Source organism: Exiguobacterium sp. KKBO11, assembly GCF_001644945.1.
In the GTDB taxonomy this organism is placed as follows: Bacteria; Bacillota; Bacilli; order Exiguobacteriales; family Exiguobacteriaceae; genus Exiguobacterium_A; species Exiguobacterium_A abrahamii.
In genome coordinates, this window is sequence record NZ_LUCU01000044.1 from 77,377 (window position 1) to 102,873 (window position 25,497).

At 46.7% G+C, this 25,497-nt stretch carries 27 protein-coding genes; 12 read left to right on the top strand and 15 right to left on the bottom strand.

All coding sequences use genetic code 11. From position 1 onward, the window contains the following. Positions 1-15 precede the first annotated feature (15 nt). Positions 16-1,407 carry a TrkH family potassium uptake protein gene (locus AYO36_RS13140; RefSeq protein WP_064300686.1) on the bottom strand — a complete coding sequence of 464 codons (1,392 nt, stop codon included), beginning with the start codon at positions 1,405-1,407 and terminating at the stop codon, positions 16-18. 160 nt (positions 1,408-1,567) lie between these two features. Here AYO36_RS13140 and AYO36_RS13145 point away from each other — a divergent pair, with 160 nt between their 5' ends. The 3 genes from AYO36_RS13145 (at position 1,568) to motB (ending at position 3,433) form a co-directional block, all read left to right on the top strand. Continuing rightward, complete coding sequence (locus tag AYO36_RS13145; RefSeq protein WP_023469697.1) at positions 1,568-1,807, top strand: hypothetical protein; 240 nt, start codon at positions 1,568-1,570, stop codon at positions 1,805-1,807. A gap of 98 nt (positions 1,808-1,905) precedes the next feature. After that, positions 1,906-2,691 (top strand): flagellar motor stator protein MotA, encoded by a 786-nt coding sequence (gene motA / locus AYO36_RS13150; RefSeq protein ID WP_023469698.1) that lies wholly within the window; start codon positions 1,906-1,908, stop codon positions 2,689-2,691. Further along, complete coding sequence (gene motB, locus AYO36_RS13155; RefSeq protein WP_064300687.1) at positions 2,666-3,433, top strand: flagellar motor protein MotB; 768 nt, start codon at positions 2,666-2,668, stop codon at positions 3,431-3,433. The genes motA and motB overlap by 26 nt, the downstream gene beginning before the upstream one ends. A 42-nt stretch (positions 3,434-3,475) precedes the next feature. On the opposite strand, the gene AYO36_RS13160 is transcribed toward motB, so the two are convergent. The 6 genes from AYO36_RS13160 to AYO36_RS13185 form a co-directional block, all read right to left on the bottom strand. Continuing rightward, entirely contained in the window at positions 3,476-4,009 is a 534-nt protein-coding gene (locus AYO36_RS13160; protein WP_064300688.1) for a DUF420 domain-containing protein, read from the bottom strand. A gap of 3 nt (positions 4,010-4,012) precedes the next feature. Next, positions 4,013-5,440 carry a dihydrolipoyl dehydrogenase family protein gene (locus AYO36_RS13165; RefSeq protein WP_064300689.1) on the bottom strand — a complete coding sequence of 476 codons (1,428 nt, stop codon included), beginning with the start codon at positions 5,438-5,440 and terminating at the stop codon, positions 4,013-4,015. Beyond that, on the bottom strand, positions 5,437-5,814 hold the full coding sequence (locus AYO36_RS13170) for a DUF1499 domain-containing protein (protein WP_050678428.1): 378 nt from the start codon (positions 5,812-5,814) through the stop codon (positions 5,437-5,439). The genes AYO36_RS13165 and AYO36_RS13170 overlap by 4 nt, the downstream gene beginning before the upstream one ends. A gap of 93 nt (positions 5,815-5,907) precedes the next feature. Then, a complete protein-coding gene (locus AYO36_RS13175) occupies positions 5,908-7,293 on the bottom strand; it encodes a sensor histidine kinase (protein WP_035395592.1) in 1,386 nt (461 codons plus the stop codon). Further along, a complete protein-coding gene (locus AYO36_RS13180; RefSeq protein ID WP_023469704.1) occupies positions 7,290-7,982 on the bottom strand; it encodes a response regulator transcription factor in 693 nt (230 codons plus the stop codon). Before AYO36_RS13180 ends, AYO36_RS13175 begins: the two co-directional genes overlap by 4 nt. A gap of 20 nt (positions 7,983-8,002) precedes the next feature. Beyond that, positions 8,003-9,208 carry a hypothetical protein gene (locus AYO36_RS13185; protein ID WP_231884719.1) on the bottom strand — a complete coding sequence of 402 codons (1,206 nt, stop codon included), beginning with the start codon at positions 9,206-9,208 and terminating at the stop codon, positions 8,003-8,005. 178 nt (positions 9,209-9,386) lie between these two features. On the opposite strand from AYO36_RS13185, the gene AYO36_RS13190 reads away from it, so the two are divergent. Then, positions 9,387-10,217 carry a Cof-type HAD-IIB family hydrolase gene (locus tag AYO36_RS13190; RefSeq protein WP_064300691.1) on the top strand — a complete coding sequence of 277 codons (831 nt, stop codon included), beginning with the start codon at positions 9,387-9,389 and terminating at the stop codon, positions 10,215-10,217. 369 nt (positions 10,218-10,586) lie between these two features. Here the strand turns inward: AYO36_RS13190 and AYO36_RS13195 are convergent, their stop codons facing one another. Next, entirely contained in the window at positions 10,587-11,246 is a 660-nt protein-coding gene (locus tag AYO36_RS13195) for a uracil-DNA glycosylase (protein WP_197484536.1), read from the bottom strand. Positions 11,247-11,326: 80 nt separating this feature from the next. Here AYO36_RS13195 and AYO36_RS13200 point away from each other — a divergent pair, with 80 nt between their 5' ends. After that, on the top strand, positions 11,327-12,052 hold the full coding sequence (locus AYO36_RS13200; protein ID WP_064300692.1) for a WecB/TagA/CpsF family glycosyltransferase: 726 nt from the start codon (positions 11,327-11,329) through the stop codon (positions 12,050-12,052). A gap of 282 nt (positions 12,053-12,334) precedes the next feature. Here AYO36_RS13200 and AYO36_RS13205 read toward each other — a convergent pair whose 3' ends face one another. Continuing rightward, the gene (locus AYO36_RS13205; protein WP_023469709.1) at positions 12,335-12,967 is read right to left on the bottom strand and encodes an NAD(P)H-dependent oxidoreductase; all 633 of its coding nucleotides are present in this window, start codon (positions 12,965-12,967) and stop codon (positions 12,335-12,337) included. Between the two features lie 146 nt (positions 12,968-13,113). Continuing rightward, entirely contained in the window at positions 13,114-13,572 is a 459-nt protein-coding gene (locus tag AYO36_RS13210) for a MarR family winged helix-turn-helix transcriptional regulator (protein ID WP_029342913.1), read from the bottom strand. Between the two features lie 170 nt (positions 13,573-13,742). Here AYO36_RS13210 and AYO36_RS13215 point away from each other — a divergent pair, with 170 nt between their 5' ends. Continuing rightward, positions 13,743-14,003: a hypothetical protein gene (locus AYO36_RS13215; protein WP_029342914.1), complete on the top strand. Its 261-nt coding sequence runs from the start codon at positions 13,743-13,745 to the stop codon at positions 14,001-14,003. Positions 14,004-14,020: 17 nt separating this feature from the next. Then, positions 14,021-14,974, top strand: a complete 954-nt coding sequence (locus AYO36_RS13220; protein ID WP_064300693.1) for a LacI family DNA-binding transcriptional regulator — start codon at positions 14,021-14,023, stop codon at positions 14,972-14,974. A 54-nt stretch (positions 14,975-15,028) separates the two neighbouring features. Here AYO36_RS13220 and AYO36_RS13225 read toward each other — a convergent pair whose 3' ends face one another. From AYO36_RS13225 to cbpA, 5 genes are all read right to left on the bottom strand, one after another. Next, on the bottom strand, positions 15,029-15,682 hold the full coding sequence (locus AYO36_RS13225; protein WP_064300694.1) for a C40 family peptidase: 654 nt from the start codon (positions 15,680-15,682) through the stop codon (positions 15,029-15,031). 220 nt (positions 15,683-15,902) lie between these two features. Then, positions 15,903-19,109, bottom strand: a complete 3,207-nt coding sequence (locus AYO36_RS13230; protein ID WP_064300695.1) for an efflux RND transporter permease subunit — start codon at positions 19,107-19,109, stop codon at positions 15,903-15,905. A gap of 14 nt (positions 19,110-19,123) precedes the next feature. Then, the gene (locus AYO36_RS13235; protein WP_064300696.1) at positions 19,124-19,681 is read right to left on the bottom strand and encodes a TetR/AcrR family transcriptional regulator; all 558 of its coding nucleotides are present in this window, start codon (positions 19,679-19,681) and stop codon (positions 19,124-19,126) included. Positions 19,682-19,891: 210 nt separating this feature from the next. Beyond that, positions 19,892-20,662 carry a pyrroline-5-carboxylate reductase family protein gene (locus tag AYO36_RS13240; protein ID WP_064300697.1) on the bottom strand — a complete coding sequence of 257 codons (771 nt, stop codon included), beginning with the start codon at positions 20,660-20,662 and terminating at the stop codon, positions 19,892-19,894. 60 nt (positions 20,663-20,722) lie between these two features. Next, positions 20,723-21,361, bottom strand: coding sequence for a cyclic di-AMP binding protein CbpA (gene cbpA, locus AYO36_RS13245; RefSeq protein ID WP_023469717.1), 639 nt, complete (start codon positions 21,359-21,361; stop codon positions 20,723-20,725). A 340-nt stretch (positions 21,362-21,701) separates the two neighbouring features. Here cbpA and AYO36_RS13250 point away from each other — a divergent pair, with 340 nt between their 5' ends. The 5 genes from AYO36_RS13250 (at position 21,702) to bshB2 (ending at position 25,364) form a co-directional block, all read left to right on the top strand. Further along, positions 21,702-22,319 carry a DUF47 domain-containing protein gene (locus AYO36_RS13250; RefSeq protein WP_023469718.1) on the top strand — a complete coding sequence of 206 codons (618 nt, stop codon included), beginning with the start codon at positions 21,702-21,704 and terminating at the stop codon, positions 22,317-22,319. A 16-nt stretch (positions 22,320-22,335) separates the two neighbouring features. Continuing rightward, on the top strand, positions 22,336-23,340 hold the full coding sequence (locus AYO36_RS13255) for an inorganic phosphate transporter (RefSeq protein WP_023469719.1): 1,005 nt from the start codon (positions 22,336-22,338) through the stop codon (positions 23,338-23,340). A gap of 131 nt (positions 23,341-23,471) precedes the next feature. After that, positions 23,472-24,287 (top strand): pyridoxine/pyridoxal/pyridoxamine kinase, encoded by an 816-nt coding sequence (gene pdxK, locus AYO36_RS13260; protein ID WP_023469720.1) that lies wholly within the window; start codon positions 23,472-23,474, stop codon positions 24,285-24,287. Positions 24,288-24,348: 61 nt separating this feature from the next. Beyond that, the gene (locus AYO36_RS13265; RefSeq protein ID WP_029342921.1) at positions 24,349-24,717 is read left to right on the top strand and encodes a YojF family protein; all 369 of its coding nucleotides are present in this window, start codon (positions 24,349-24,351) and stop codon (positions 24,715-24,717) included. Continuing rightward, positions 24,714-25,364 carry a bacillithiol biosynthesis deacetylase BshB2 gene (gene bshB2, locus AYO36_RS13270; RefSeq protein WP_023469722.1) on the top strand — a complete coding sequence of 217 codons (651 nt, stop codon included), beginning with the start codon at positions 24,714-24,716 and terminating at the stop codon, positions 25,362-25,364. Before AYO36_RS13265 ends, bshB2 begins: the two co-directional genes overlap by 4 nt. Positions 25,365-25,497 lie beyond the last annotated feature (133 nt).

Here is a 25,497-nt window from a genome sequence, read left to right on the forward strand (position 1 = left end):
TGGACTTTTTATCGGTTACCCGATCAACATATTTTCTTTTGGATAACGAATCGTCCGGTCTCGTTGCGTCGCGAACGTGAACAGAATCGTCAAGGAGCCGACACGTCCAAGTAGCATCATAAACATGATCAAAAACTTACCAAAGCTATTGAGCTCAGCTGTTACGTTCAAAGAAAGACCAACTGTTCCAAATGCCGAAACGGTCTCAAAGAATAGACCAATAAAGGAAATATTCGGCTGGGTCAACGCCAGGAACGTCGTAATTAAAGCGATGAACAATAAACTGAAGACAGCAATCGCGTATGCCTTTTGAATCGCTTGCGTCTGAACAGTCCGTCGCATCAGAACCGTTTCACGCTGTCCGCGGAGATACGTCCAGACATTTTTCAAGATGACCGCTGCCGTCGTGACCTTGATCCCGGAACCTGTTGATGCGGAACCTGCCCCAATGTACATCAAAACCATCATCAAACCGATCGAGAGCGGCACCATCGTCGTTAAATCGATTGTCTGGAAACCAGCCGTTCGTGTCGTGACGACTTGGAAAAATACGATATGGAGCGCACTGAAGAACGATTCATCTTTTAACGAACCCAAGTTCGAAACCCATTCGTAGAGCATCATTGCTAAAACACCTAGTCCATTGATGACGAGTAGTGATAGCACCATCAATTTAGAATGGAGCGAAATTTTCTTAAAGTTTCGTTTTCCAGCGATATCCGCGATGACCGTAAAACCAAGACCACCGATCATCAAGAGCGCTGCAATCGTCAGAATGAATGTCGTATCTTGTTGAAAGCCAATTAGGCTATCCCCCCATAAAGCAAACCCTGCGTTGTTGAAAGCAGAAACTGCATGGAACAAGCCATAATACAATGCTCTCCCAAAGGTATATTTGTATTGAATGAACAAGTCTAATGCAATCAAGAGCATACCAATCATCTCAACGACGACCGTCGTTAAGATAATGTTACGAACGAGACGAATCGTACCGCCCGGACTATCGAGGTTGAACATTTCTTGGATGATGATCCGCTGACGAATCCCAATCTTTCGGCCCGTGACGCTGAGTAAGACGAGTGCAATCGTCATGAATCCAAGACCCCCGATTTGGATGAGCAGCATGAGAATGATCTGCCCGAGCAGATCGTAGGATTCTGCGATGTTGATCGTCGATAACCCGGTCACTGTCGCCGCAGAGGTGGCAACGAATAAACTATCGATGAAAGAGACCGCTTGCCCCTCGTTCTGAGAAATCGGTAACCATAATAAAAAACCACCGAGCAAAATCGTCAATGTAAAACCTGTCGCAATGAAGCGTGCCGGTTTATCAAACAGCTGATGATACATCAATTCACCGAAACGCCCGAAGCGTGCGAGTCGTGAACGTCTTTTATGCGAGAACATCTTACTCCCCCTAGATTGTTTTCAGACAGAATTGTCTTTATCATACTCCCTCGAATTAAGAAGTTCTATCGAAATATGCAATCGACTAAACGTTTTCGTATTTTTTTGGTAAACTAGATAAAAGTGGACGTGTAATCATTAAAGGAGGTTGAGGGAAACAGTGGACCCTAAGACGGCTGATCATTCGATTGAGGATGTCTGGCGAAGGCTGGAACGACAATCACAATGGATGCCTGCGCAATTGTATTATCAATTCGAGGAACTCTTATCATTACATTTGGAGCAACCGATTCTAAATGAATTGTATCAAGTGTTAAAAAAATACGACGTACTGACCGATATAGAGCGTGACGAACGAAACGAAAGCATTCAAATGCTAATCGACGAAAACGGCGCTTGATTCTCGGTTTTTGGATTTCCGAGCAGAAGAAGTGTCTTCTGCTCTTTTATTTTTCGTTCCTATACGGATTACATACAGAAAGGTGGCACACATCAATCATGGATATCGTGTCGATCATCGGGATCATCCTTGGTCTCATCACACTAGTCGGAGGTATGATCTTAAAAGGTGCGCCTCCAGTCGCTCTACTCAACCCTGCAGCCCTTGTCATCATCTTTGTCGGAACGGCAGCTGCCATCATGATTTCCTTCCCGAAGGAACGATTGAAAGTCTTACCTGCCTTGTTTAAAGTCATCTTATTCGAACAAAAGCTGATGACAAAACAAGTGTTGCTCGGACAATTTTTGACACTCTCGACGCAAGCACGTAAAGAAGGGCTCTTATCTCTCGAGTCAGCACTTGAAGAAGTCGATAATGCCTTCATGAAGCGTGGCGTCATGATGGTCATCGATGGGCAGCCATCCGAATATGTCGAGGACGTCATGACACGTGACCTCGAAAACATGACGGAACGCCATCATGCCAATGCGAACATTTTCACGCAAGCCGGTACTTACGCACCAACGCTCGGGGTTCTCGGTGCCGTTGTCGGTCTCGTTGCCGCCCTATCCGATTTATCGGACATCGAAAAATTAGGTCACGCCATTTCAGGTGCCTTCATCGCGACGCTGTTCGGTATTTTCACCGGGTACGTCCTATGGTTCCCGTTCGCAACGAAGTTGAAGCAAAAATCAGCAAGCGAAATTCAGTTGTACGAGATGATGATTGAAGGAATTCTATCGATTCAAAACGGTGAATCACCAAAAAACTTAGAAGATAAGCTACTTGTGTACTTGACACCGAAGGAGCGTGCGAACTATGAAGCGGAAAAAGAAGCCGCATGATGAACATATCTCCGAAGGCTGGTTAATTCCGTACGCTGACTTATTGACCTTGCTTTTGGCCCTCTTCATCGTTCTGTTTGCTTCGAGTAATGTCGATGCTGTGAAACTAAAAGCAATGTCCCAGTCGTTTAGCTCCGTCTTCAACGGTGGCTCAGGGATGATCACGAACAGTTCGCTCTCCACTCAAGAAGAAGAGGATTCAAAAAAACTCGATGCCCGGACGAAGGCACAAAGCTATGAAATCGCAGAACTCGAAAAAATCAAAGAAGAAGCCAATCAATACATCAAAAATGAAAAACTTGAAAAAGACATCAAGGTTGAAATCACGAATGAAGGACTCGTCTTTACGATTCGCGACCGCGCACTGTTCTCACCAGCTCAAGCAGAAGTAAGAGGACGCTCGCTTCAAATCGCAGAGGGGATGAGCGCACTGCTCGTCAAGGCAGGACAACGTCAGATTCAAGTCTCTGGCCATACAGACAACATTCCAATCAATACAGCACAGTATCCATCAAACTGGGAACTGAGTGCTGATCGGGCGATCAGTTTCATGCGCGCCTTACAACGGAACCCAAAGCTTGAACCAAAACGCTTCACCGTCAGCGGTTACGGTGAATTTCAACCAATCGCGTCCAATCAAACAGAATCAGGTCGCAGTCAGAATCGACGCGTCGAAGTGTTAATTCGACCATTGATCGACTTAAAAGCCAATGTACTCGACGAGACAAAAGTCGAATCCTGAACGTAAAAAAGCTCCTTCGTGGTTGCCACGAAGGAGCTTTTTTTAATAATACGGACGAATCATGATGTAGACGATGACACCGGTCAAACTGACGTATAACCAAAGTGGCATCGTAAAGCGTGTCCATTTTTTATGCTTCTCGAAATTTTGATTCACGGCGTGCGCGAGTGACATCAAGACGAGTGGAACGATGACTGCAGCTAGAATAATGTGCGTAATCAAGATGAAGAAATAGATCGGACGAACAAATCCTTCGCCCCCGAATTTCGTCGATTCACTGACGGCATGATATGTGACGTACGAAATCAAGAACAGTGTCGTCGTCGTCATCGCACCACCAATAAAGCGACGATGGTTCACCCGGTTGCCACGACGAATGGAAATCCAAGCGCCGAGCAACAGCATGAAGGTAAAACTATTGAAGATGGCATTCAAAAAAGGAAGCAACGTCCAATCGAATCCTGAATCGACTTGTACAGGTGGCGCAAAGAATAAGAGCGCCACGAGCAAGTTGATGACAAGCGTCAGCAGGATGACGAGCGGAACGAAATTCCGTTTAGTAGCAGGTTGTTGCATGAATCATTCTCCTTGTTTCCAGTCGAAATAACGTTTCAACCATTTTGGGATCGGACCAGCGAATAGACGTTCACGCCAGTAGACATCAGCAGCTCGCTGAACCGCAGCACCACGGATCGGATATGGATGGACGACACGCGACAATTGACCGACCTTATCTTTACGTGCCATCGCATAGACGACTTCTTGCATCCACTCACCCGCTTGTTCTCCGATTGCATGTGCTCCAATCAGTTTTCCACGCTTATCCGCGATGAGCTTGACGCGCCCTTCCGTCTGACCATTGATGACGAAACGATCGACTTCATCGAGACCGGTCTGATAGACCTTGATCTCCCCATGTTTCTTACGTGCCTCGTCTTCCGTCAATCCGAGATGGAACAATTCAGGCGTCGTGAATGTGACCCACGGAACCGCTCGATAATCCGGCTTCGTCCGTAGACCGAATAAAGCATTCGTGACGACCGTTTTTCCTTCAAGCCCTGCGACGTGCGTAAACGGAAGTGAGTTGATCGTATCTCCGACCGCAAAGATGTGTCGCTGACTTGTTCGAAGTGAACCATCGACTTGGACGAATCCTTTTTCGACGTGTACACCAGCTCGATCGAGACGTAGTGCTTCGATACGTGGCTTACGACCGACTGCGACAAGCACGGCATCCGTTTCAATGACACGTGATTCGCCGTTTGCTTCGACCGTCACTTCGATGCCCCCGGCTGACTTGCGGACGTGCGTGACCTTCGTATCGAGATGTAATGTTAATTCTTGTTCAAGCTGACGTTGAATGACTTCGACCATGTCACGGTCTTCTTTTCCGAGTAACGTCTTCATTCCCTCAATAACTGTGACTTCCGTTCCGAGATGCGCGTACGCTTGCGACAACTCAAGACCAATCGCACCACCACCGATGACGAGCAGACGCTCCGGACGCTCCGTCAATTCGAAGATCGTCTCGTTCGTTAAATAATCAATCGTATCAAGTCCATCAATCGGTGGAATGATTGGTTGAGATCCAGTCGAGATCGCAAACTTCTCACCTACGACAAGCTGTCCCGCCACTTCCACTTCATGGGCACTGAGGAATGTCGCTTCTCCGATATAGACATCGACGCCAAGGTCCTCAAATCGTTTTGTGCCATCATGTGATTGAATGATATTACGCGCCCTGTCGACGCTTGCCTTCGTTTTGGAATAGACCGCGTCTCCGTTCAGCGTCACGTTGTACTTTTCAGCCGTCCGCTTCATGACATGAACATCGTGCGCCGCTTCGATCAAAGCCTTTGAAGGAACGCAACCGTAGTGAAGACAATCTCCACCTAGATGCGTATGGCGTTCGATCAGGGCGACGTGTGCGCCAAGACTTGCTGCACCAGCAGCAATCGTCATTCCGGCTGCACCACCACCGATGACGACTAATTGATAGTTCTTCATCGTGATCCCTCCTCGTAGCGACGTGTAATGTCTTCCATTCGTTTACGGTTGACGCCCCAGTCGGAGTACCCGACACGTGATGCCGAACGGAAATGAATCACCTGTGCAGCTTCATCGAAGTAAAATTCGACGTCATCCTTGAAGCGAAAGACTTTACTCGTGAAGATGGCGTGGATGTATGTCCCTTCCTCCTTGACGACTTTGACGCGGTCGAGGCTTTGTAGGATACGTAGTAATTGAAACTTCGAATCTGCAAGCGTTCCTTTGAACGGGAGCGGACGCATTTTCATATCCTGTAGATCGGTTTGAGTAGATACCGCGTTCGGTTTTCCGGAGAGCGGTTGAAGCGTACCATTTGAAACACCAAGTGCCATGACTGATTCCTCCGTTTCCTATCATCTGATCCATTTCGTACTATAATCCACTTAACTTTACCAGTTTCTGTTTCACTCTGCCCGTCTCAGTGTTTACGCTTTCGTGACAGGTAGCAGAATCGTCGCGATGACGCCGCCTTCCGGCTGATTATCAATGAATAGCTTGCCTTCATGTGCTTCGACGAGTTCTCGGCAAATCGATAGTCCGAGCCCTGTTCCGCCCTTTCCTTTTTGCACTTGATAGAACTTTTCTGTGACGTGACGTAAGTGCTCTTTCGGAATGCCAGGTCCTTCATCACTGAAGGAGAGGAACAACACACGCTCTGAACGAACGAGTCGAATGGTGATCGTGCCACCGACTGGAGAAAAGCGGATCGCATTATCAAGCAGGTTCAAGAAGACTTGTTTCAATCGGTTTTCGTCGTATAGACCGACGACTTGCGCCGGTAACTTCTGTACGATCTGGACATTTTTTTCTTCCAGCTTTTGACGAAGTTGCGCCGTTACGGTCTCGATGATTTCCGTCAAGTTGACTTCCTGACGGTATAAGACGAGGCGGCTCGTCTCGAGTTTCGAGAAATCGAGTAACTGCTCAACGAGCGAAATCAAACGCTCCGTCTCCGAATGAATGATGCCCATCCCAAGCGACGCCTCTTCCGGCAACTGATCCTGTTCGACGAGTAACGTTTCACTCCAGCCTTTGATCGATGTCAGCGGTGTCCGTAATTCATGAGAGATACCAGAAATGAATTCATCTTTCAACGTTTCCTGCTGTTTGATCTGTTGCCCCATATAATTGATCGTCCGCGCTAGTTCTCCAAGCTCGAACGAGTATTCCTCGTTCACCTTGACGTCGTAATGCTGTTTCGCGATTTGGTCCGATGCACCGATGACTTCTTGAATCGGTCGGACGATCGACGAGACGAGACGTGAGGAATAGATGAAGGCAAGTCCCCAAATAACTGTACCCAGGAGGACGATCGCTAAACAAATTTCGATCACACGTCGATCGATTCGCTCAAGCGACGTCGTATAACGAAGCGCTCCCGTCGTCTGACCGAACGATACAACAGGTTCTGTTACTTCCAGTAAATGTTCTCCCGTCGCCTCATCGTCATATCGTTTCGTGACGGTCTGTCCCGCCCTTACTTGATTGACCGCTGCTCGCGTCAACTTACGTTCCGAGATGAATCCGGTCGAAGAGTAACGCGGAATCCCTGTCGCATCCAACACTTCGATCTCGGCGTCCGGATAAGCGTAAGAATCGAGTACATCATGAATCGTCGCTTCTGAATCGGCGTAATCATAAGCGAGGCCGCTATTCGCAAATAAGACAGCACTCGCATTCGCATGACGTTTTAAGACATCTGTCGCCGTCACGTAGTAATAGTTATAGGTCACGAACGAAAGGATTCCGATGACGAGTAAGACTGTCACCGTGATGATCGTCATGAACCGCATCAATATCTGGCGCTTCATTCTTCGTTACGCCACTTGTATCCATGTCCCCACAATGTCTCGATGAACTTCGGTTCCGCTGGATTCTCTTCGATTTTTTGACGAAGACGGCGAATGTTGACATCGACCGTCTTCCGATCACCAAAGTAATTCTCACCCCATACCGCATCGAGTAACTCATCTCGCGACATGACTTGATCTTCGTTTTTGATGAAGTGGCAAAGTAAATCATATTCAGTTGGTGTCACTTCGACGTCAACACCTTCTTTTTGGACGCGCTTCGCCCCTAAATCAATCCGGAACGGTCCAGAGACGAGTTCACGTGGCTGTTTTCTGCGGCGTAACGTCTCTACCCGTCGTAACAGTGACTGGATGCGCGCAAGAAGCTCTGCTGGACTGAACGGCTTCGCGATGTAATCGTCCGCGCCTACGCTTAGTCCCATGACTTTATCCTCTTCTCGTGTCCGTGCCGTCAGCATGATGATCCCGACGACTTCATCCTTTGCCCGCGCCTGTTCACAGACGGCAAAACCGTCGACTTCCGGCATCATGATATCGAGTAACAGAATATCGAAGGTTTGTTGATCAAATTGCGCAAGCGCTTCTTTCCCATTTTCCGCCTCGATGACATCATAGCCTGCCCGTTTCAAGTTAATGACGATGAAACTACGAATCGCATGTTCATCTTCGGCTACTAGTATTTTGGTCATTCTTTTCTCCCCCTGATTCTTTATTCCACGAGTGTGACACGATTGACGAACACTTCATAATCCTTCGTCGCATCAATCACATAGACATAATCGATACCTTCTTTGATTTTTCGTTTTTGATCACTCGCAATGTATTGATTCTTCGGAATGACCTCTAATTCGAAATCAATCTGCTTCGTTTCTCGATTGATGAACCGAACACGATTTTCGCGTTTTTCGATCGTTTCACGCGTCGCCCAGTTGGCAGGGAACCGCATGACGAAATTGTATTCTTGATCGATGTACTGCTCTTCTCGCAGTTCGAACCCACTCTCGAGAAATGGTGGATTATCTGATCCATTCCATGTGTAGTATGCCGTGATGCGTGGTTTCGGTTCACCCTCACGCCCTTTACTGCCTTCTGGCGTATATTGATGACCAAACTCGACGATTCCGTCTTGATCGACATCTTTCGGGAAGGTATACATCGGTTCGACGATCTCATCGATCTGACCGAAACGGACCTGTTCCAACGTATCGTTCGCTAAACGGAATAATGCGATGTGCATTTTCGCATCTCGTGTATACGATACGATCAAGCCTTTATTTCGAGCGGCATTGATCGTATCGACTTCAAATAAATCATGTTCTGCGAATAAATCGCCATCCTGCGTTGAAAGTGTCGTCTCTTGGTGCTCTTTCGACAGAATGTCTTTATAATAGATCAAACGAGACGGACTGCCCTTTTGCAGAAGCACCATATCCCGCTCTCGATCTTGATTCAAATCAGCTACCGACAGACGATCATACCGATCGACTGTCGTGACGTCTCGTTGCTTCGATAGTAACTGCTCAATGATGTATAACGTATTTTCACCATAACTGGTAATACCGATGACCAGGTGGTTTTGTTTATGTCGTGCGTCAGTTATGACTTCGAGTCGATCGATGGCTCGACCGTCAGCTACCGTCTGTCGCGCCACGAGTCGCCATTTTTCGCCTTGTCGTTCATGGACGAGAAGATGAATCGTGAAGCGCCCGTCCTGCTCGCTACGGTAGAAGGTGATCGCTTCATCTTTACCATTTCGATCTAAGTCGACGAGTTCGTATAGGCGGGATACCGCTTGATTTCGTGGTGCCACGATCTCTGCCTGTTTCGGCAAATCGCGGTCAATCCGTTCTTTCAACGACTGCTCCCATGCCGGAAGGGACGGATGTTCGAGTAAAGAGGCGGGATGCGGAAACATCGTACTGCATCCTGCTAATAATAGACTTGATATGATCATGAAGAGATATTTCATAAAGTTGGAATCCTTTCCGTACGGGCTCTGTTTCCACTTTATCATACTCTCTTCGAGGAGAGTATATTGTCGAACGGGGGACAAGTTGTTACGATATACAGATAATTGAAAGGGGTTTGAATGTATGACGTATAAAATGATTGTTCTCGATTTAGATGATACCTTGTTGACAAGTGACCATACGATTTCACCACGTACGAAAGAAGCTTTACTCGCTGCGCAGCGACGCGGGAAGAAAGTCGTGCTCGCTAGCGGTCGTCCGACGTTTGCCATGCTCGACCTCGCAAAAGAACTGGAACTCGCCCGCTACGGCAGTTACATCCTAAGCTTCAATGGCGCTTCAATCATTGATTGTAAAACGAACGAGTCGCTCTTCCTCAGCACACTTTCCCCGGAGACGGTCCACCGCCTCGACGATTTGAGTAAACGGGAGGGTGTCTACATCCACACGTATGTCGGACATGAAATTCTGACAGAGGAACCGAATGAATATACGACGCTCGAAGGACAACTGACAGGCATGGAGGTCATCCCTGTCGCTGATTTTAAAGCCGCGATCCAAACACCTGTCGTCAAGTGTTTAATGATGGCAGAAGAGACGCACCTCGCGCGCGTCGAACAGACGCTTCAACAGGAACTTGAGGGTGAACTCGCGGTGGCTCGCTCGAAGCCATTTTTCCTTGAATTCACAGAAGATGGTGTCACAAAAGGCACAAGCCTTGCCTTACTGTCTGAAAAACTGGGAATCGCTCAAGAAGAAGTCATTGCTTGTGGAGACGGCAACAACGATCTATCGATGATCGAATGGGCAGGTCTTGGTGTCGCGATGGCGAATGCAGCCGATACCGTCAAAGAAAAGGCACAGTATATGACCGCTTCGAACGATGAAGATGGTGTTGCTCTCGTCGTCGAAAAGTTCATGATGGATGAAGAACCGGCGATCTCAAGCCGCTAAGTAACTCAAAAAAGAATGACGCGTCTTTTCACGCCCTTTCCTCAGGCGAGACACATGCCAATTTTCCTGCTTCATTCAAGCAGAAAAACGGGTCTTGTTTGTCTCTGACAGCGCAAATATGCGCTTTTTCCTGAAGGAGTTGCGTGTGACGCGTCATTTTTTTATACCTGGAAGAAGGATCTAGGAAGCGTTTCGTTCACTCGACATCGCTTCCTAGGGAAAAACAAGTAAGAGCGACCCTGCAGCGACGCAATGCTTGTTCCTGGAAAACGATTCGAGACGAACAAAAAAGCGCAATCCTTCTCGTTAAGAGAAAAACTGCGCTTTGTCTTCAGTCTCAGGCTGACTTTTGAGTCAGCCTTTTTTGATTTACGACAAACACCAGTCAATCGGCTCTCTTCCCTGCTCTTTCAGCCAAGCATTCGTTTGAGAATACGGTTTACTACCGAAAAATCCACGACTCGCGGATAAGGGACTCGGATGGACGGCTTCAAGAACAAGATGACGATCCGTATCGATCAGCGCTTTTTTACTTTTCGCATGATTTCCCCAGAGGATGAACACGATCGGTTGTGTCTGTTTTCCTAATACTTCGATGACCCGATCCGTGAACGATGCCCAGCCTTTTTTAGCATGGGATCCCGCTTTCCCCTCCTCAACCGTTAGCGACGTATTGAGCAAGAATACTCCTTGCTGGGACCATGCTTCGAGATTGCCGGATGTCGGTGCTGGACAACCGATGTCCGCGACAAGTTCCTTATACATATTTCGAAGGGATGGAGGAATCGGAACTCCGTCGTGGACGGAAAAGCTGAGTCCATTCGCCTGACGCGGACCATGGTAGGGGTCTTGCCCTAAGATGACGCACCGGACGTCTTCTGGCGCGACTGCATCAAACGCATGAAAGATCCGCTCTTTCGGAGGATAGACGGTCGTCGTTTGATAGGCTTCCTTCAAAAAAGCCCACAGTTCTTGAAAATAGGGTTTTTCCTTTTCTTCTTTTAACACGGTTTGCCAAGATGGATGCACGTGAATCCGCTCCTTTTTCAGTCTCAAGTCGCTGTTCGTCCGTCTTGATTCTGCTATGATGGATGATGAGGTGGAAAATTATGATTCAGACAAAACAATTATTCGGACTACCATTCGTCGATGCGACACCTTCGCAATGGTATACCCATATTAAAACAATCTTACACGACCGCGGAAAAGCCTTTATTGTCACGGCGAATCCCGAGCTCGTGTTGCGTGCATTGCGTGAACCTTCTTACGATGCCATCTTACGACGGGCGACGTTCATTACACCAGACGGGATCGGTGTAACGGCTGCCAGTAAACGGATGGGAGCACCGCTCACTGCGACATTGCCGGGAATCGAGACCGCACGTGAACTATTGCGGACGGCAGACGCACTCGAGAAGCGCGTCTTTTTACTCGGTGGACGTCCGGAAGTCATGAAATCGTTGATCCGTCAGTTATCGATTCGTTTTCCGAACATCCACTTCGTTGGAACGTTTCATGGTTTTGGAAAGACAGAAGAAGCTACGCGAGCGATCGCAGAAGCAGACGCTGATCTTGTTCTCGTCGCACTCGGTGCGCCAAAACAGGAAGAATGGATTGCTTCCATCTATGATCAAGTCGATCATGGTATCTTCATCGGTGTCGGTGGTGCGTTCGACGTCTGGTCCGGACACAGTAAACGCGCGCCTAAATTATTCCGTCGCTTCAAGCTAGAGTGGCTCTATCGTATCTCGACGCATCCTCGTGGATTCGAGAAACTCAAGGACTTGTTACTTTTCCTGACGCTCGTGCTTCGTAAAAAATCAACGCTCTCTTGAGCGCACACAAAAAGGGCTGACTTAAAAAATGACGCGTCTCACACCCTTTCCTCAGGCGAGACACAAGCCAGTTTTTCCGCTTCATTCAAGCAGGAAAACGGGTCTTGTTTGTCTCGACAGCGCAAAATGGCGCTTTTTTCTGTAGGAGCAGCGCGATGCTTGTCCCAGGAAAACGATGCGAGATGAAAAAAAAGCGCAATCTTTCTCGTTAAGAGAAAAATTACGCTTTGTCTTCAGTCTCAAGGCTCCCGACACGGCGGGAGCCTTTTTTTTACGCTTATCTTATGCGTTGACAGTCGAGAATGAACGACCGAGTTCTTTCGCTTTAGCGATTGCTGCTTCTTTGATCTCTTCTGCTTTTTCTGGGTTCATTGCCATACCTTCGATGAAGAGTGCATCGTAGTCTGTTACACCAGTGAAAGCAAGTGCTTGACGGAGGTAGTCATCACCGAAGTTGAGACCAGATCCTGTGTAGACGCCACCTGTTGCTTGGATGTGGAGTGCTTTTTTGCCTTCCATCAAGCCTTTTGGACCTTCTGCAGTGTAAGCGAATGTTTTACCTGCAAGAAGAACGCTGTCGATGTACATTTTGAGACGTGCTGGGAAAGAGAAGTTCCACATTGGTGTGACGAAGACATACTCATCTGCTTCCATGTATTGCTCGAGATGTTTTGTCATCGTACCGACTTTTGCGATCTCCACTTCTGTTAACTCTTCGCCTGTTGCGAATTTGCCCCATGCGCTAAGAACATCTGTATCGATTTCTTGGACTGTTTCGTTATATAGATCAAGAACTTCTACTTCAGCTGAAGGATTCGCTGCTTTGTAGCTTTCGAGGAATGCTTCACCGACTTGAAGGCTGAAAGAGTGTTCTGTAGCTTTCGGGTTAACAGTTACATAAAGTAATTTAGTCATTATTATTTCTCCCTTTTATTTAAAGTAAATTCTGTAACTAAACATACCAACCACCTTTTCGTTTGTCAATTAGTTTGACTTCCAAACGAATAAAAAAAAACTCAAGTCCGTGACCTGAGCTTTCTTGATCTTATGAGTGCTAATTCTTACACATTTTCGAGCGGCGTATAATGTTCGGCTCGTAAACCGATTCGTTTCAACTGATCAATCAACTGTTCCTTTTCAGAAACCGACAAATCCTTAAATAAGTCTGCTAAAAAGGCTTCATGTTTCGGGAATGTCTCTTCCATTAGTTCACGTCCCGCTTCCGTTAGGGTTCCAAACGTGACACGACGATCCGTCGCACATGATTTTCGCGCGATCAACCCACGCTTTTCAAGTTTATCCACGACATACGTCACACTTCCGCTCGTTAATAGAATCTTATCGCCAATTTGTTGTAGAGGCGTGTCCCCTTTGTGGTACAGCAATTCAAGAACTCCGAATTCCGATAAATTCAACTGATGTGTTTTGATGTCTGCCTTCACTTGCTCCGTCACCGCATGCATCGTCCGAGATAGAACAACGAGCATTTTTAATGCCAGCTTCGAGTCTGTCGATTCCATTTTACGTTCGCCCCTCTTTGTGTTGTATCGTCACAATCATAGACTTCTTTGTCTAACTGGTCAATTCTTGCTGAATTTTTGCAATGATCCACTGCTCAAAAATAGTTCTTGCCGTGAAACGCGTTTCATAGCCTATCGTCTTGATATACACTAAAAAGGAGGTAATCATCATGTCGATCCATACACGATTAATCCAGCTGTTTAAACGAAATGTTGCTTTTGAGTGGGCCATCGAACAATTGCATACACCAGCAGGTTATTATTTGTGTCAGCACACGTTGGTTGATCAATACCCTGATTTGTCTCCTCAAGAAAAAACGAGACTGCTCTCAAAGATCAATGAACTGGCTGAGCAGACAGCTCCATTCTCGGCTCCCGTCTCTCGACAGGATTGGCGCCGACTTGAACGACGATTATCTCGTAAGATGTAATCCAGGAGGGATGCGCGATGACGAACATCCGAGACTTGGCACGTGAAGCCAACGTGTCCGTTACGACAGTCTCACGTGTACTAAATGATCATCCTTACGTTGCGAACGAGAAGCGACAAGCTGTTCGAGAAGCTATCGAAAAACTCGGATATATCCGTAATCAGACTGCTGTCCATCTATCGACGGGTATGACAAAAACGGTCGGAGTCATGCTTCCGTTCGTTGATCATCCATATCACGCTGCCATTCTTCAAGGCATCGCGCAAGCCGCCTTTGACGCGAGCTATCGGTTCTTGACGTGGCAAACGAATTATGTGGAAACGCATGAGCAACTGGCACTGGATGCGCTGGCGCAACAGGAAATCGACGCACTCATCGTCGTGTCGCACAGTCTTCCCTTATCAGCGATTTTATCGTATGAACGTTATGGACCGATCGTCTTTTGTGAACATCATGAAGATGTCGCTGCCGTCTATATCGATCACTATACGGCCTTCCAACAAGGACTTGCACATCTGCGACAACAAGGACATACGAGCATCGGCATCTGTCTTGGGCGACCAGATAGTACGAATAGCTTGGCGCGTAAACATGCGTATCAAGAGGTCGTACGTGACGAATTTGTCTATGAACAGACCTTGACGATTGAAGACGGTGCGACCGTCGCAAGACGCTGGATGCAACAAAAACAACGACCGACCGCTATTTTGACCGCAAGTGATCACGTGGCAGCAGGTCTGATCTTGGAACTCCGAAAACAAGGCTATCAGGTTCCTGGAGACCTGTCTGTCATTGGTTTTGATGGAAGTGAACTCGCTGAAGTCTTAGCGATGACGACGATCGCGATCCCTTATGCCACGATCGGGCGACATGCTTTTCAATTAACCGTCCGCGAAGATCTCGTTGCTCGTCCACAAATCGAAGTACCTTCGGCGTTCATTGCTGGAACGACCGTTCTTCCTCATACCTGAATCCATATAAAAAAGCGACGAGTTCATCGATTTGAATTCGTCGCTTCATTTCGTTTACAGAGTTCCTGCCGCTACATAACGTGATCCCCAGTAACCGCCACGGAACGATTCTTTGACGACTCTTCCATAATACGAGTTCGCATTGATCATCGTACCGCCATCGACAGCGATTCCAACGTGTTGAATCCCACTTCCATGTGTAAAGAAGACGAGATCCCCAGCGCCAGGTGCCGTACGTTTTGTTGCTGAGTATTGAGCCGCTGCCGTACGTGGGAGTGATTTTCCTAGTGCTTGATAGACGTAACGTGTAAATCCAGAGCAATCAAAGCTAACAGGACCTGTCGCACCAAAAACATAAGGACGTCCTTTGAGACCTTCTGCTACCGAAACGATCGTTGATCCTGTTTTACTAAGACCTTTCGTCGCTTTAGCGTTATATGCTTTCGTGTATGTAGAGGCGATATAGGCTGATTTCCCCTGATGACGGATTTGATACCATTCTTTGACCTGACCTACGACGGTTACAGCTTGTCCAAGTTTCAATTGCCCGACTCGTTTACTCGATACAGCAGCTTTTGCACGAATATTCAGCACATCCACTGACACCACTACTTTTTTACTTGTTGCAGCTTGCGTTGATGCTGGGACGAATGTCCAACTACTGATGAGTAACGTTAAGGTTAACAAAACACGAGTGACAGCTTTCATCGATTCATTCTCCTCTTATGTATGAATGTATTGTACGTCTGAATTGTCAGATAATTTCTGTTTTTATCCTATCACGTTCCAGATTTTCATCATATTACAGTTCTTTAACGCGGACTATTTTTCGTAATACTTTTGTAACAAAATAAAAAAAACAGGATGTAGAATGGCTTAAGATAGCCATTTCTACATACCTGTCAGTTTGAGTCATTTAATCGTTTTTTTAAGAATCAATTGACTTCTTTTTACGGAAACGTGCTAAGAATTCATAGACGATCGGCACGATGAGGAGTGTCAACAATGTCGAACTTGTGAGTCCACCGATGACCGTCACACCTAACCCTTTTGAAATCAATGCGCCACCTTCGAGTCCAAGCGCAAGTGGTGCAAGTGCACCAATCGTCGCAAGTGCCGTCATCAAGATTGGACGTAAACGTGTACCTGCTGCATCGAGTAGTGCTTCACGCGTCGATAAACCTTCCGCTTCTTTATGAATGACACGGTCGATTAAGACGATCGCATTCGTCACGACGATTCCGATCAACATCAAAGCACCAATCAAGGATGACACAGAAATCGTCTCTCCTGTAATCAATAGGGCAACCAGTCCACCGATGATGGCGAATGGAAGTGAGAACAAGATGACGAGTGGTGTCAATGCTCCTCCAAACGTAATGACGAGGACAAGATAGACGATCGCTACAGCTGCTGCCATTGCTAGACCAAGTTGTGTGAACGACTCTTGGATCTGCTCTGTGACTCCGCCTTGCTCATACGAGACGCCTGTCGGACGATCAATGTTTTTAACGGACTTTTCAATCGCTTGAGAAGCCTCTGTTGCTTTATCCGTTTTTAGTTCTGCTGTAACGGTAGCGACGAGTTTTCCATCACGTTCGTTGAGCGAATCAGGAGTCGTCCCTTTCTTCACTTCAACGAAATCGGACAGTTTGCGAACGCCAAGCGGTGTCACGACATCCGTCTCTTCCAAATCTTGAACGGAATCGTATGTCGTCTGTTCGTTTGGAACGATGACATCGAGTTCCTTCCCATCTACCTTAATAGTAGAAAGTGGTTTTTCTTCTCCTTGGACATTGGCAATACCTTGCGCAAGTTGTGCTGTTGAAACGCCGAATTCAGCCGCTTTTTGCTGATCGACTTCGAACGTATATTGCGTATACGCTTCTTTTAAATCTGTCGTTACTTTTCGAACATACTTCGATTCACCTTCGATCGCATCAACGAATTTCGGTGTTACTGCTTCTAAATCTTCAATATTATTCGCAAAGATCGAGTACGAGACGCCTGACGAAGCTGCGCCACCACTGAAGTCTTGCTCTTTCCATTCTCCTGTCGGAATGTCAGCATTCAGCTGTTTGATGGCTGTCTGTTTAACATCTGCGAAATCTTCTGTGTCTGGATCGTATTGGACGATAAAGACCCCTTGCTTTGTATTCCCTGGATTCAATGGATTTTCTCCACCGACGGTAAACTGAAGATTATCGATATTTTTTTGTTTGTTGAAATAATCTTCTGCTTGATCAGCTGCTTTTAACGAATCATCCAGCGTTTGACCTGGTTTTGGATTGTACGTGACGTAGAGTGTCTTTTCTCCTTCTTGATTCAAGAAGTTGACGCCAATCGTTGGTACGAGAGCAAAACTACCGATCAACAGCAAGACTGATAGACCAAAGACGATGAGTTTATGGTTGAGAGACCAATTCAGCATACGGCGATATCCGTTCGCCAACTTTCCGCCCTCTTCTTTTTCCGGTTTTGGTGCTTTACCACGCTTAAAGAGCGAATCGGCGAACATCGGAACGACCGTAACCGCAACGATCAAGGACGCGAACAGTGCAAAGACGACTGTCAAAGCGAATGGTAAGAACAGCTCACCAACGAATCCCGTAACGAATCCGAGTGGCAAGAAGACCGCGATCGTAACGACTGTCGACGAAGCGATTGGAATGAAGACCTCTCGTGTTGCACTGATGATCAGTTCTTTTCCTTTTAACTTTTCCGTCGGATCCGTTAAACGGCGATAAATATTTTCGATGACGACGATGGAATCATCAACGACTCGACCAATCGCGACCGTCATGGCTCCGAGTGTCATGATATTCAAGGAAATATCCATCTGCTTCAGCACAAGAATTGCCATTAGAAGCGATAACGGAATCGAAATAACAGCGATGATCGTTGATTTGATGTTTCGCAAGAACAGCAAGATGATGACGATTGCAAATAACGCACCAATCAATGCTTTACTGATCATCGTCGAAACGGATTCCTCAATTGGTTTTCCTTGATCAAGTGTCACAGATGCCTTGACCGAACCGTTTTCTTTTTCAAAGTCTTTGATCGTCTGCTTCACTGCATTGACGACATCGACCGTATTCGCATCTTGCGACTTCGTCACTTGAACACCGATCGATCGTTCACCATTCGAACGCGAGATCGATTCCTCGATTCCTTTATCTTCAATCGTCGCGACTTGCGACAACGTGACAGTTGGTACTTGCGTTGGCGCCGTCTGTGTTGCCTGACCTGACACCGCACCTGTCGATGGTGTCGTTTGAGATGCCGCAGGAGCTGACGATGGAGCTTGTCCTGCTTGTCCTGCTTGTCCTGCTTGTCCTGCTTGTCCTGCTTGTCCTGCTTGTCCTGCTTCAGGAGTATTCGATGCTGGTGGTGTATAGGGAAGACGAAGATCTTTTAATTCCTTGACCGTCGTTGCTTTTCCATCTAATACGACCGCTTGTTCTTTATCTCCTAACTCGTACAAGCCAAGCGCTAAACGTGAATCATTAGCTTGGATCAATTGTTTCGCATTCTCTTCGGTCAAACCGTAACGTTCGAGTTTTTTCTCATCGAAGCGAATTTCGATCCGGCGAATCTCTTGACCCGCGACTTGAACCGTCTGCGCCCCTTCGATTCCTTCAAGCTTCGGTTGAAGTTCGTTTTCAACGAGTTTCGTTAATTCAGATAGGGAACGTTCCTTATCCGAAACGGCAAAACCGATGACTGGGAATGCATCAAAGGAGATCCGTGATACTTGTGGTTCCTGGACACCTTCTGGTAGTTCGACGTTTGAAAGAGCTTCTTTTACTTTTTGCTCGGCTTCTTCCATATCCGTACTAAAGTTATAGTCGATTTGTAGGTTCGATGCATTTTGGAAGGACGTCGAACGTACAGTATCGACTCCTGATAAATTTTCGACCTTACTTTCAAGTTCTCGACTGACTTCATCTAGAACCTGTTCTGGTGTAGCACCTGGATAAATCGTCGTCACCGACACGGTCGGTGTCGTGATGTCTGGCAATGTCTCGAGCTTCATCGATGTTCCCGCATAAATACCGGCAACCGTGATAATGATCGTCATGAGCCAGAGGGCAAACTTATTGTTCACCGAAAACTGGATGATCTTTTTCATCGTATGGTTCTCCCTCACTCTTCAATTTGTTTATCTAGTCGTCGTGCACGTTCTATTAATTGCTGAATTAATCGTTGTCGCACATTTGGAGACGGTGCACCGAACTGAAAATGCTCCGACAATTTCAAACCGTCTAATGTAAAGCGAATCGATAACACTTCAACCGGATCCATCTGTTCTGTCAGTTGGCGAAAGAACTGCTCCGCTTGTCGCTTTCGTTCCTCGACGAACGCCGCATGATCCTTTAATAAGGACAACAAGTAAAGAAGCGCATCCATGTCGAGATGGAACTCCTCTTGTTGCTGGATTTGCAACGTCACGAACGCTTCCATCGGTCCCATCGTCAACTGATGCTGGGCATATAGTTCAAATTGTCGTGCTTCTTGCGCCTCGATGACCCCCATTAATAAAGCTTCCTTCGAAGCGAAATGATACAATAGTCCACCTTTTGAGACATTTGCTTGTTTCGCTACTTCTTCAAGCGTCAATTGGGTGAATCCTTGTTGCAAAATAATCGTCGTCGTTGCTTCAAGAATCCGACGACGAGTCTCTTGCGCTTTTGCACTGGCCAATAGTCTCCCCCTTCCCTCATATTTACTGTACCGTCTGGACGGTTTCTTTTTACAGTGTACGAATTCTTATTTGAAGATGCAATCGCTTTGTTTATGTTTCACGTGAAACTTTCGTGAACGAAAAAAAGACTGACTCAAATGTCAGTCTCTACAAAGATAAGGACGTGAAAAGACGCGTCATTCTTTTTGAGTCAGCCTCTTTTGAATCCATTATTCGTCTGCTTCGCGTGCACTCTCTCGTAGTGCCGCTTGCATCGTATCGAATAAGTGATGCTCCCGTAGCACTTGGACGCCACGATCCGTTGGTCCACCAGGTGCCGCAACATCAGCAATGAGACGATCCGTACTTGCGTCGGAGCGCATGAGAATTTCAGCCGAACCTTTCATCGCTTGAGCAACGATTCGGCGTGCATTTTCTTCTTCAAAACCAGCATCCGTCAAAACCGGCACCATGCCAGCTACGATTTCATAGAAGAAAGCAGGACTACATCCAGCTGCCGCCATGAATGCAGGCATCGTCGATTCATTTGCTTCCGCAATTTCTCCGACACGTCCAAATAATGCCTCGACTACACTTCGGATCTCTTCATTCACGCGTGAGCCGAACCATAGTCCAGTCATTCCTAAACGGTGTGCGACTGGAGTATTCGGCATGGCAGCGACTGTCGGACGTTTTGCCAACTGTTCGATTTCATATGGTGTAATATGTGCAGCAATCGAAACGATCGTCTGATTCGTCCATTGTTGATTCGCTACATAGTCGAGTACACCATCGGGTTGCATACCCAGCATGACGATATCGTATAAGGAGACGTCCTCCTGCTCGACCGTTTGAACGCCATGTCGCGCTGCAACTTCCGTCAAACGTGCCCCGCCACTTCGATTCGTCATCGTGATATCTTCTCGTGCAAATCCAGAAGTGACCCATCCTTGAACGAGTGCCTCACTCATCGCACCGGCTCCTACTATTAATAGTTTCATCGTCTATCCTTCCTTTCCCTCAAAAAAAGACCAGTCATGAACTGGTCTTGTGCGGGTCCATTATACACGAACGGCTAAATCTTCGACAGCAACGACACGAAGTCCCTTGTCGTCAAGTTTCTTCACGATTTTTTTCTTCGTCTTCTCGTCACAATCCGTCGGTAATGTAATCAATACACGACGCATGACGCTACTCTTCGCATCGAGCGTCATCAGACTCGCGACCGTTGAATATTTGTTGACGATCTTCGAAATTTTCTCAAGTGCCCCTTTTTGTTCACTTAGGGCTACCGTCAAGACGTAACTCCCAGAATCACGGTTCCACGCTTCTTCAAGCATTCCAAGCATTTTTCCGTGAGGTAGGATGCCGAAGAAATGACCATCGTCATTTAAGACAGCGATATACGGTAATTCCTTGATTGAGAAGAAGACTTCAAAGAAATTACTTCCTGTATAGATGTATTTGGATGTATTCTTAATCAGCGACATGACGTTGTCGTCTAAACTGCCACCATTCATCCCATGCCGATAGATGTGCATCTTATAGATGTTCCCCTTGAAGTCCTGTCCTGATTGGTCAAGGACAGGGACACATCGGTATCCGGTTTTTTCAAGTGTGTCGAGTGCTTCCCGAATCGTCGCTGTTTCAGAAATCGTGACACATTGATGCTTCGGAATACATAAACTTTGTACGAGCATAATAAAATCCTCCTCTTTTACCTGATTACGCAGACTTAATCATATCATTCGATTTTCGTGCGCCATATCCTCTTTTCCCACTTCTGATGCGCTTCTACTCTTACAATCACAAGACAATTTCTTGCAATCACAACGTAATCCAACTCATTTCAATCAAGTACACTTTATTTTTCCATTGTCAGACAATTTATTAAATCTACAATCACCTTCATATTAAGATTTATTAAGATTTCGTAAAGACGCTTCATAAATGTATTCTTTTATAATATCGTCTGCTACAATCGAACTCGTGAAGTTACTTCACTATTCTATTCTTGTTCTTAATATGGAGGCAGAAGAAATGTTTAGTAAAAAACAAGATCCATTCGCAGTGAAATTATCCGAAATCGCAGGACACTTAAAAACGACTTCGCAATTCTTCGTTGACTTTAAAATCAACGGCATCGCGGATGTAAAAGAATTTGCACATAAAGTAAAAGACTTCGAAACAGCTGGGGACGATTTGATGCACCAGTTGATCATCGACTTGAACAATGCGTTCATCACGCCGATCGACCGTGAAGACTTACTCGCACTTGCTAACGCACTTGATGACGTCTTAGACGGTTTTGAAGAATGTTCAGCGATCTTCGAAATCTACAATATCGTTCAAGCAGACGAGCACATGATCAAGTTCGTCGATGAAATCAACATTGCTGTCACAGAACTCGCGATGTCAATGGATCTTCTTGTTGCACGTAAATTGCAACCGATGCGTGAACACGTCATCAAAATCAAAGAACAAGAGACGATTTGTGACAACCTACGCCGTAAATCGATCAAAGCATTGTTCGCAACAGAAACAGATCCGATCAAAATCATCCAATATAAAGAAATCTATGAATCGCTCGAATCAATCGCGGACTACTGCCAAGATGCAGCTAACGTCATTGAAACGATCATCATGAAAAACGCTTAAGTGAGGAGCTAACGAGATGGATAGCCTGTTTATCATCACCGCCATAATCGTGATTCTCGCACTTAGCTTCGACTTCATCAATGGTTTCCACGATACAGCGAACTCGATCGCGACTTCGGTGTCGACTCGTGCTTTGAAACCACGTCATGCCATCATCTTGGCTGCATCGATGAACTTCCTAGGTGCAATCACGTTCACTGGAGTCGCAAAAACGATCTCTGGTGACATCGTTGACCCGTCAACACTTGAACATGGTAGCTACGTCGTCATCGCTGCCTTGATTTCAGCCATTGCCTGGAACCTTTTGACTTGGTACTTCGGTATTCCGTCAAGTTCTTCGCATACACTGATCGGTTCGATTGCTGGTGCCGCTGTTGCCTCTGTCGGATTCGGAGGAATCGAAGCAAAAGGCTTCTTGAAAATCGTTCAAGCCTTGCTCATTTCACCAGTGCTCGCATTCACACTCGGTTTCATCGTTTATGCAATCTTTAAAGTCATCTTCAAAAAAGGGAACTTGGCGAAGACGAATCGTCGCTTCCGTCATGTTCAAATTGCAACCGCTGCTTTGCAGTCGTATACACACGGTACGAACGACGCACAAAAAGCGATGGGGATCATCACGCTTGCTTTGATCTCATCTGGTTATCAAACAGATCACGAAGTTGCGACTTGGGTTAAACTCTCGTGTGCGATCGCGATGGGTCTCGGAACATCTGTCGGTGGATGGCGGATCATCAAGACCGTCGGTGGTCAAATCATGAAAATCCGTCCAGTCAACGGGGTTGCAGCTGACTTAACATCAGCAGCAATCATCTTTGGAGCGACAGCGATTCATCTTCCGGTTTCGACGACACACGTCATCTCTTCTGCCATCTTGGGTGTAGGTACATCACACCGTAAGAAAGGTGTAAAGTGGGGAACAGCACAACGCATGCTCATTACATGGGTCATCACATTGCCAATTTCGATGGCTTTCGCTGCCTTGATCTACTATATTCTTGACTTCTTATTCATTAAATAAGTACTTGCCCCGCCTACTCAAAAGAGGTGGGGTTTTGTGTACGTCAGAAGCGTCGATAGTTGTTGTTTTTCCCATAATTCGCTATGATGAAGAACAAGAAGGATTGTCTATTTCTTTAGGAGGAATGCCCCATGACAAAACGTAAAGCCTTAACGATTGCTGGTTCCGACACGAGCGGTGGAGCTGGTATTCAAGCTGATTTGAAAACATTCCAAGAACTTGGTGTCTATGGAATGAATGCTTTGACGGTCATCGTCGCCCAAGACCCTGATCACTCTTGGCACCATGCGGTTTACCCAATCGACACAGAACTCGTCCGGACACAAATCCACACGGTCCTTGGAGGTATTGGTGTTGATGCGATGAAGACGGGTATGCTCCCGACTGTCGAGATCATTGAAGCCGTAGCTGAGAAAATCAAATCATCCGGCGTTCAAAACGTCGTGATCGATCCTGTCATGGTCTGTAAAGGCGAAGACGAAGTACTGAACCCTGATACGGCAAACGCACTTCGTGATGTCTTGACACCACTTGCGACGGTCGTCACACCGAACGTCTTCGAAGCCGGACAACTGTCGGGTCTTGGTAAAACACCAGCAACGATCGACGAGATGAAACTTGCAGCAGCGCGGATTCATGAAAAAGGTGCGCAATACGTTCTTGTCAAAGGTGGCAGCAAGATTGACCATCCACAAGCAGTTGACGTGCTTTATGACGGAAAAGAGTTTATCCTGATTGAGGACGAACGAATCGAGACACCGTACACGCACGGTGCTGGCTGCACGTACTCTGCAGCAATCACGGCCGAACTCGCAAAAGGTGCATCGGTAGAAGCTGCTGTCCGTACAGCAAAATCTTTCATCACTTCCGCGATTCGTCATTCATTCCGTTTGAATGAATACGTCGGACCAACTGACCACGCTGCACATCGTACAGTCCAGTCTTGATCCGCTTAAGAAGTCCGCGATATCCGCGGACTTCTTTCTGTATAGGAGAGGAGAAAAGTTTATGCAAGCCATTGATTTACAAGAAATACAGCGTTATATCGACGAACATGCGAATACACCGTTATATGTACACGTCGAGACGACGAACGGTGCCTACGCGACGCACCAAGATCCAACTTTCCATAGCGCAGGGATGTTTTTCCGTAATGCGGAAATCACTTACGAACGTGGTCTGATCACAGGAAACGGACCTTACCGGATCGGTTTGAAACTTGCGCACGGCTGGTTATACGGTGAAGGATTGACTGACTTCGAATTTGCTGGGGATCAATTGTTGATTGCCGGTCACGATATCGAAGGACGTCTTGCGATTGCTTTTGAACTTAGCCCGACACCATTCGCTCAAGGTGCAGAGGAGGTAGACGCATGACACACGAAGATCATTTACTCGTCGTCTTCCCTCACCCGGATGACGAAGCCTTCAGTTCTGCCGGTACGATCATCGAACACGCTGAAAACCGTGGTCCTGTCACGTACGCTTGTCTGACACTTGGTGAGATGGGTCGTAACATGGGACGTCCTGTCTTTACGAACCGGGAACAGCTCGCAACGATTCGTAAACGCGAGTTGATTGATGCTGCTGCAAAAATGAAGATTTCGGATCTCCAAATGTGGGGACTTCGTGATAAGACCGTTGAATTCGAGGATGAAGCAGCACTTGCTGACCGTATTCTTGCCTTGATTCAACAGACACGACCAACTCGTTTAATTTCGTTCTATCCGGGTTACGCGGTCCATCCCGATCATGAAGCGACAGCTCGTGCCGTCGTTCGTGCCCTTCGGATGATGGATCCAGCTGATCGCCCAGAGTTTCTTGCGGTCGCTTTTGCGAACAATACGAAAGAAGAGCTCGGGGAAGGAACGTTCATTCATGATGTCAGTGCCTATACGGATCAAAAGATCAAAGCACTCGAAGCGCATGCTTCACAAACAGGTGGTCTGATGAAAGTCATCTCGGAAGATTCGAACATTCGAGATCTACTCGTCAAAGAACGCTACTATCACTATCCACTTTAATCTTCTTGCAAGAGATGCGTACCGTCCGATCGACGATACGCATCTCTTTTTTTGTCTTCATCAGAAAACGTCGACTTTTTCAATGGCTTCTGCTAGTGTGAATAGTTGAGACTATGTCTCCGGAGTTCGTAAC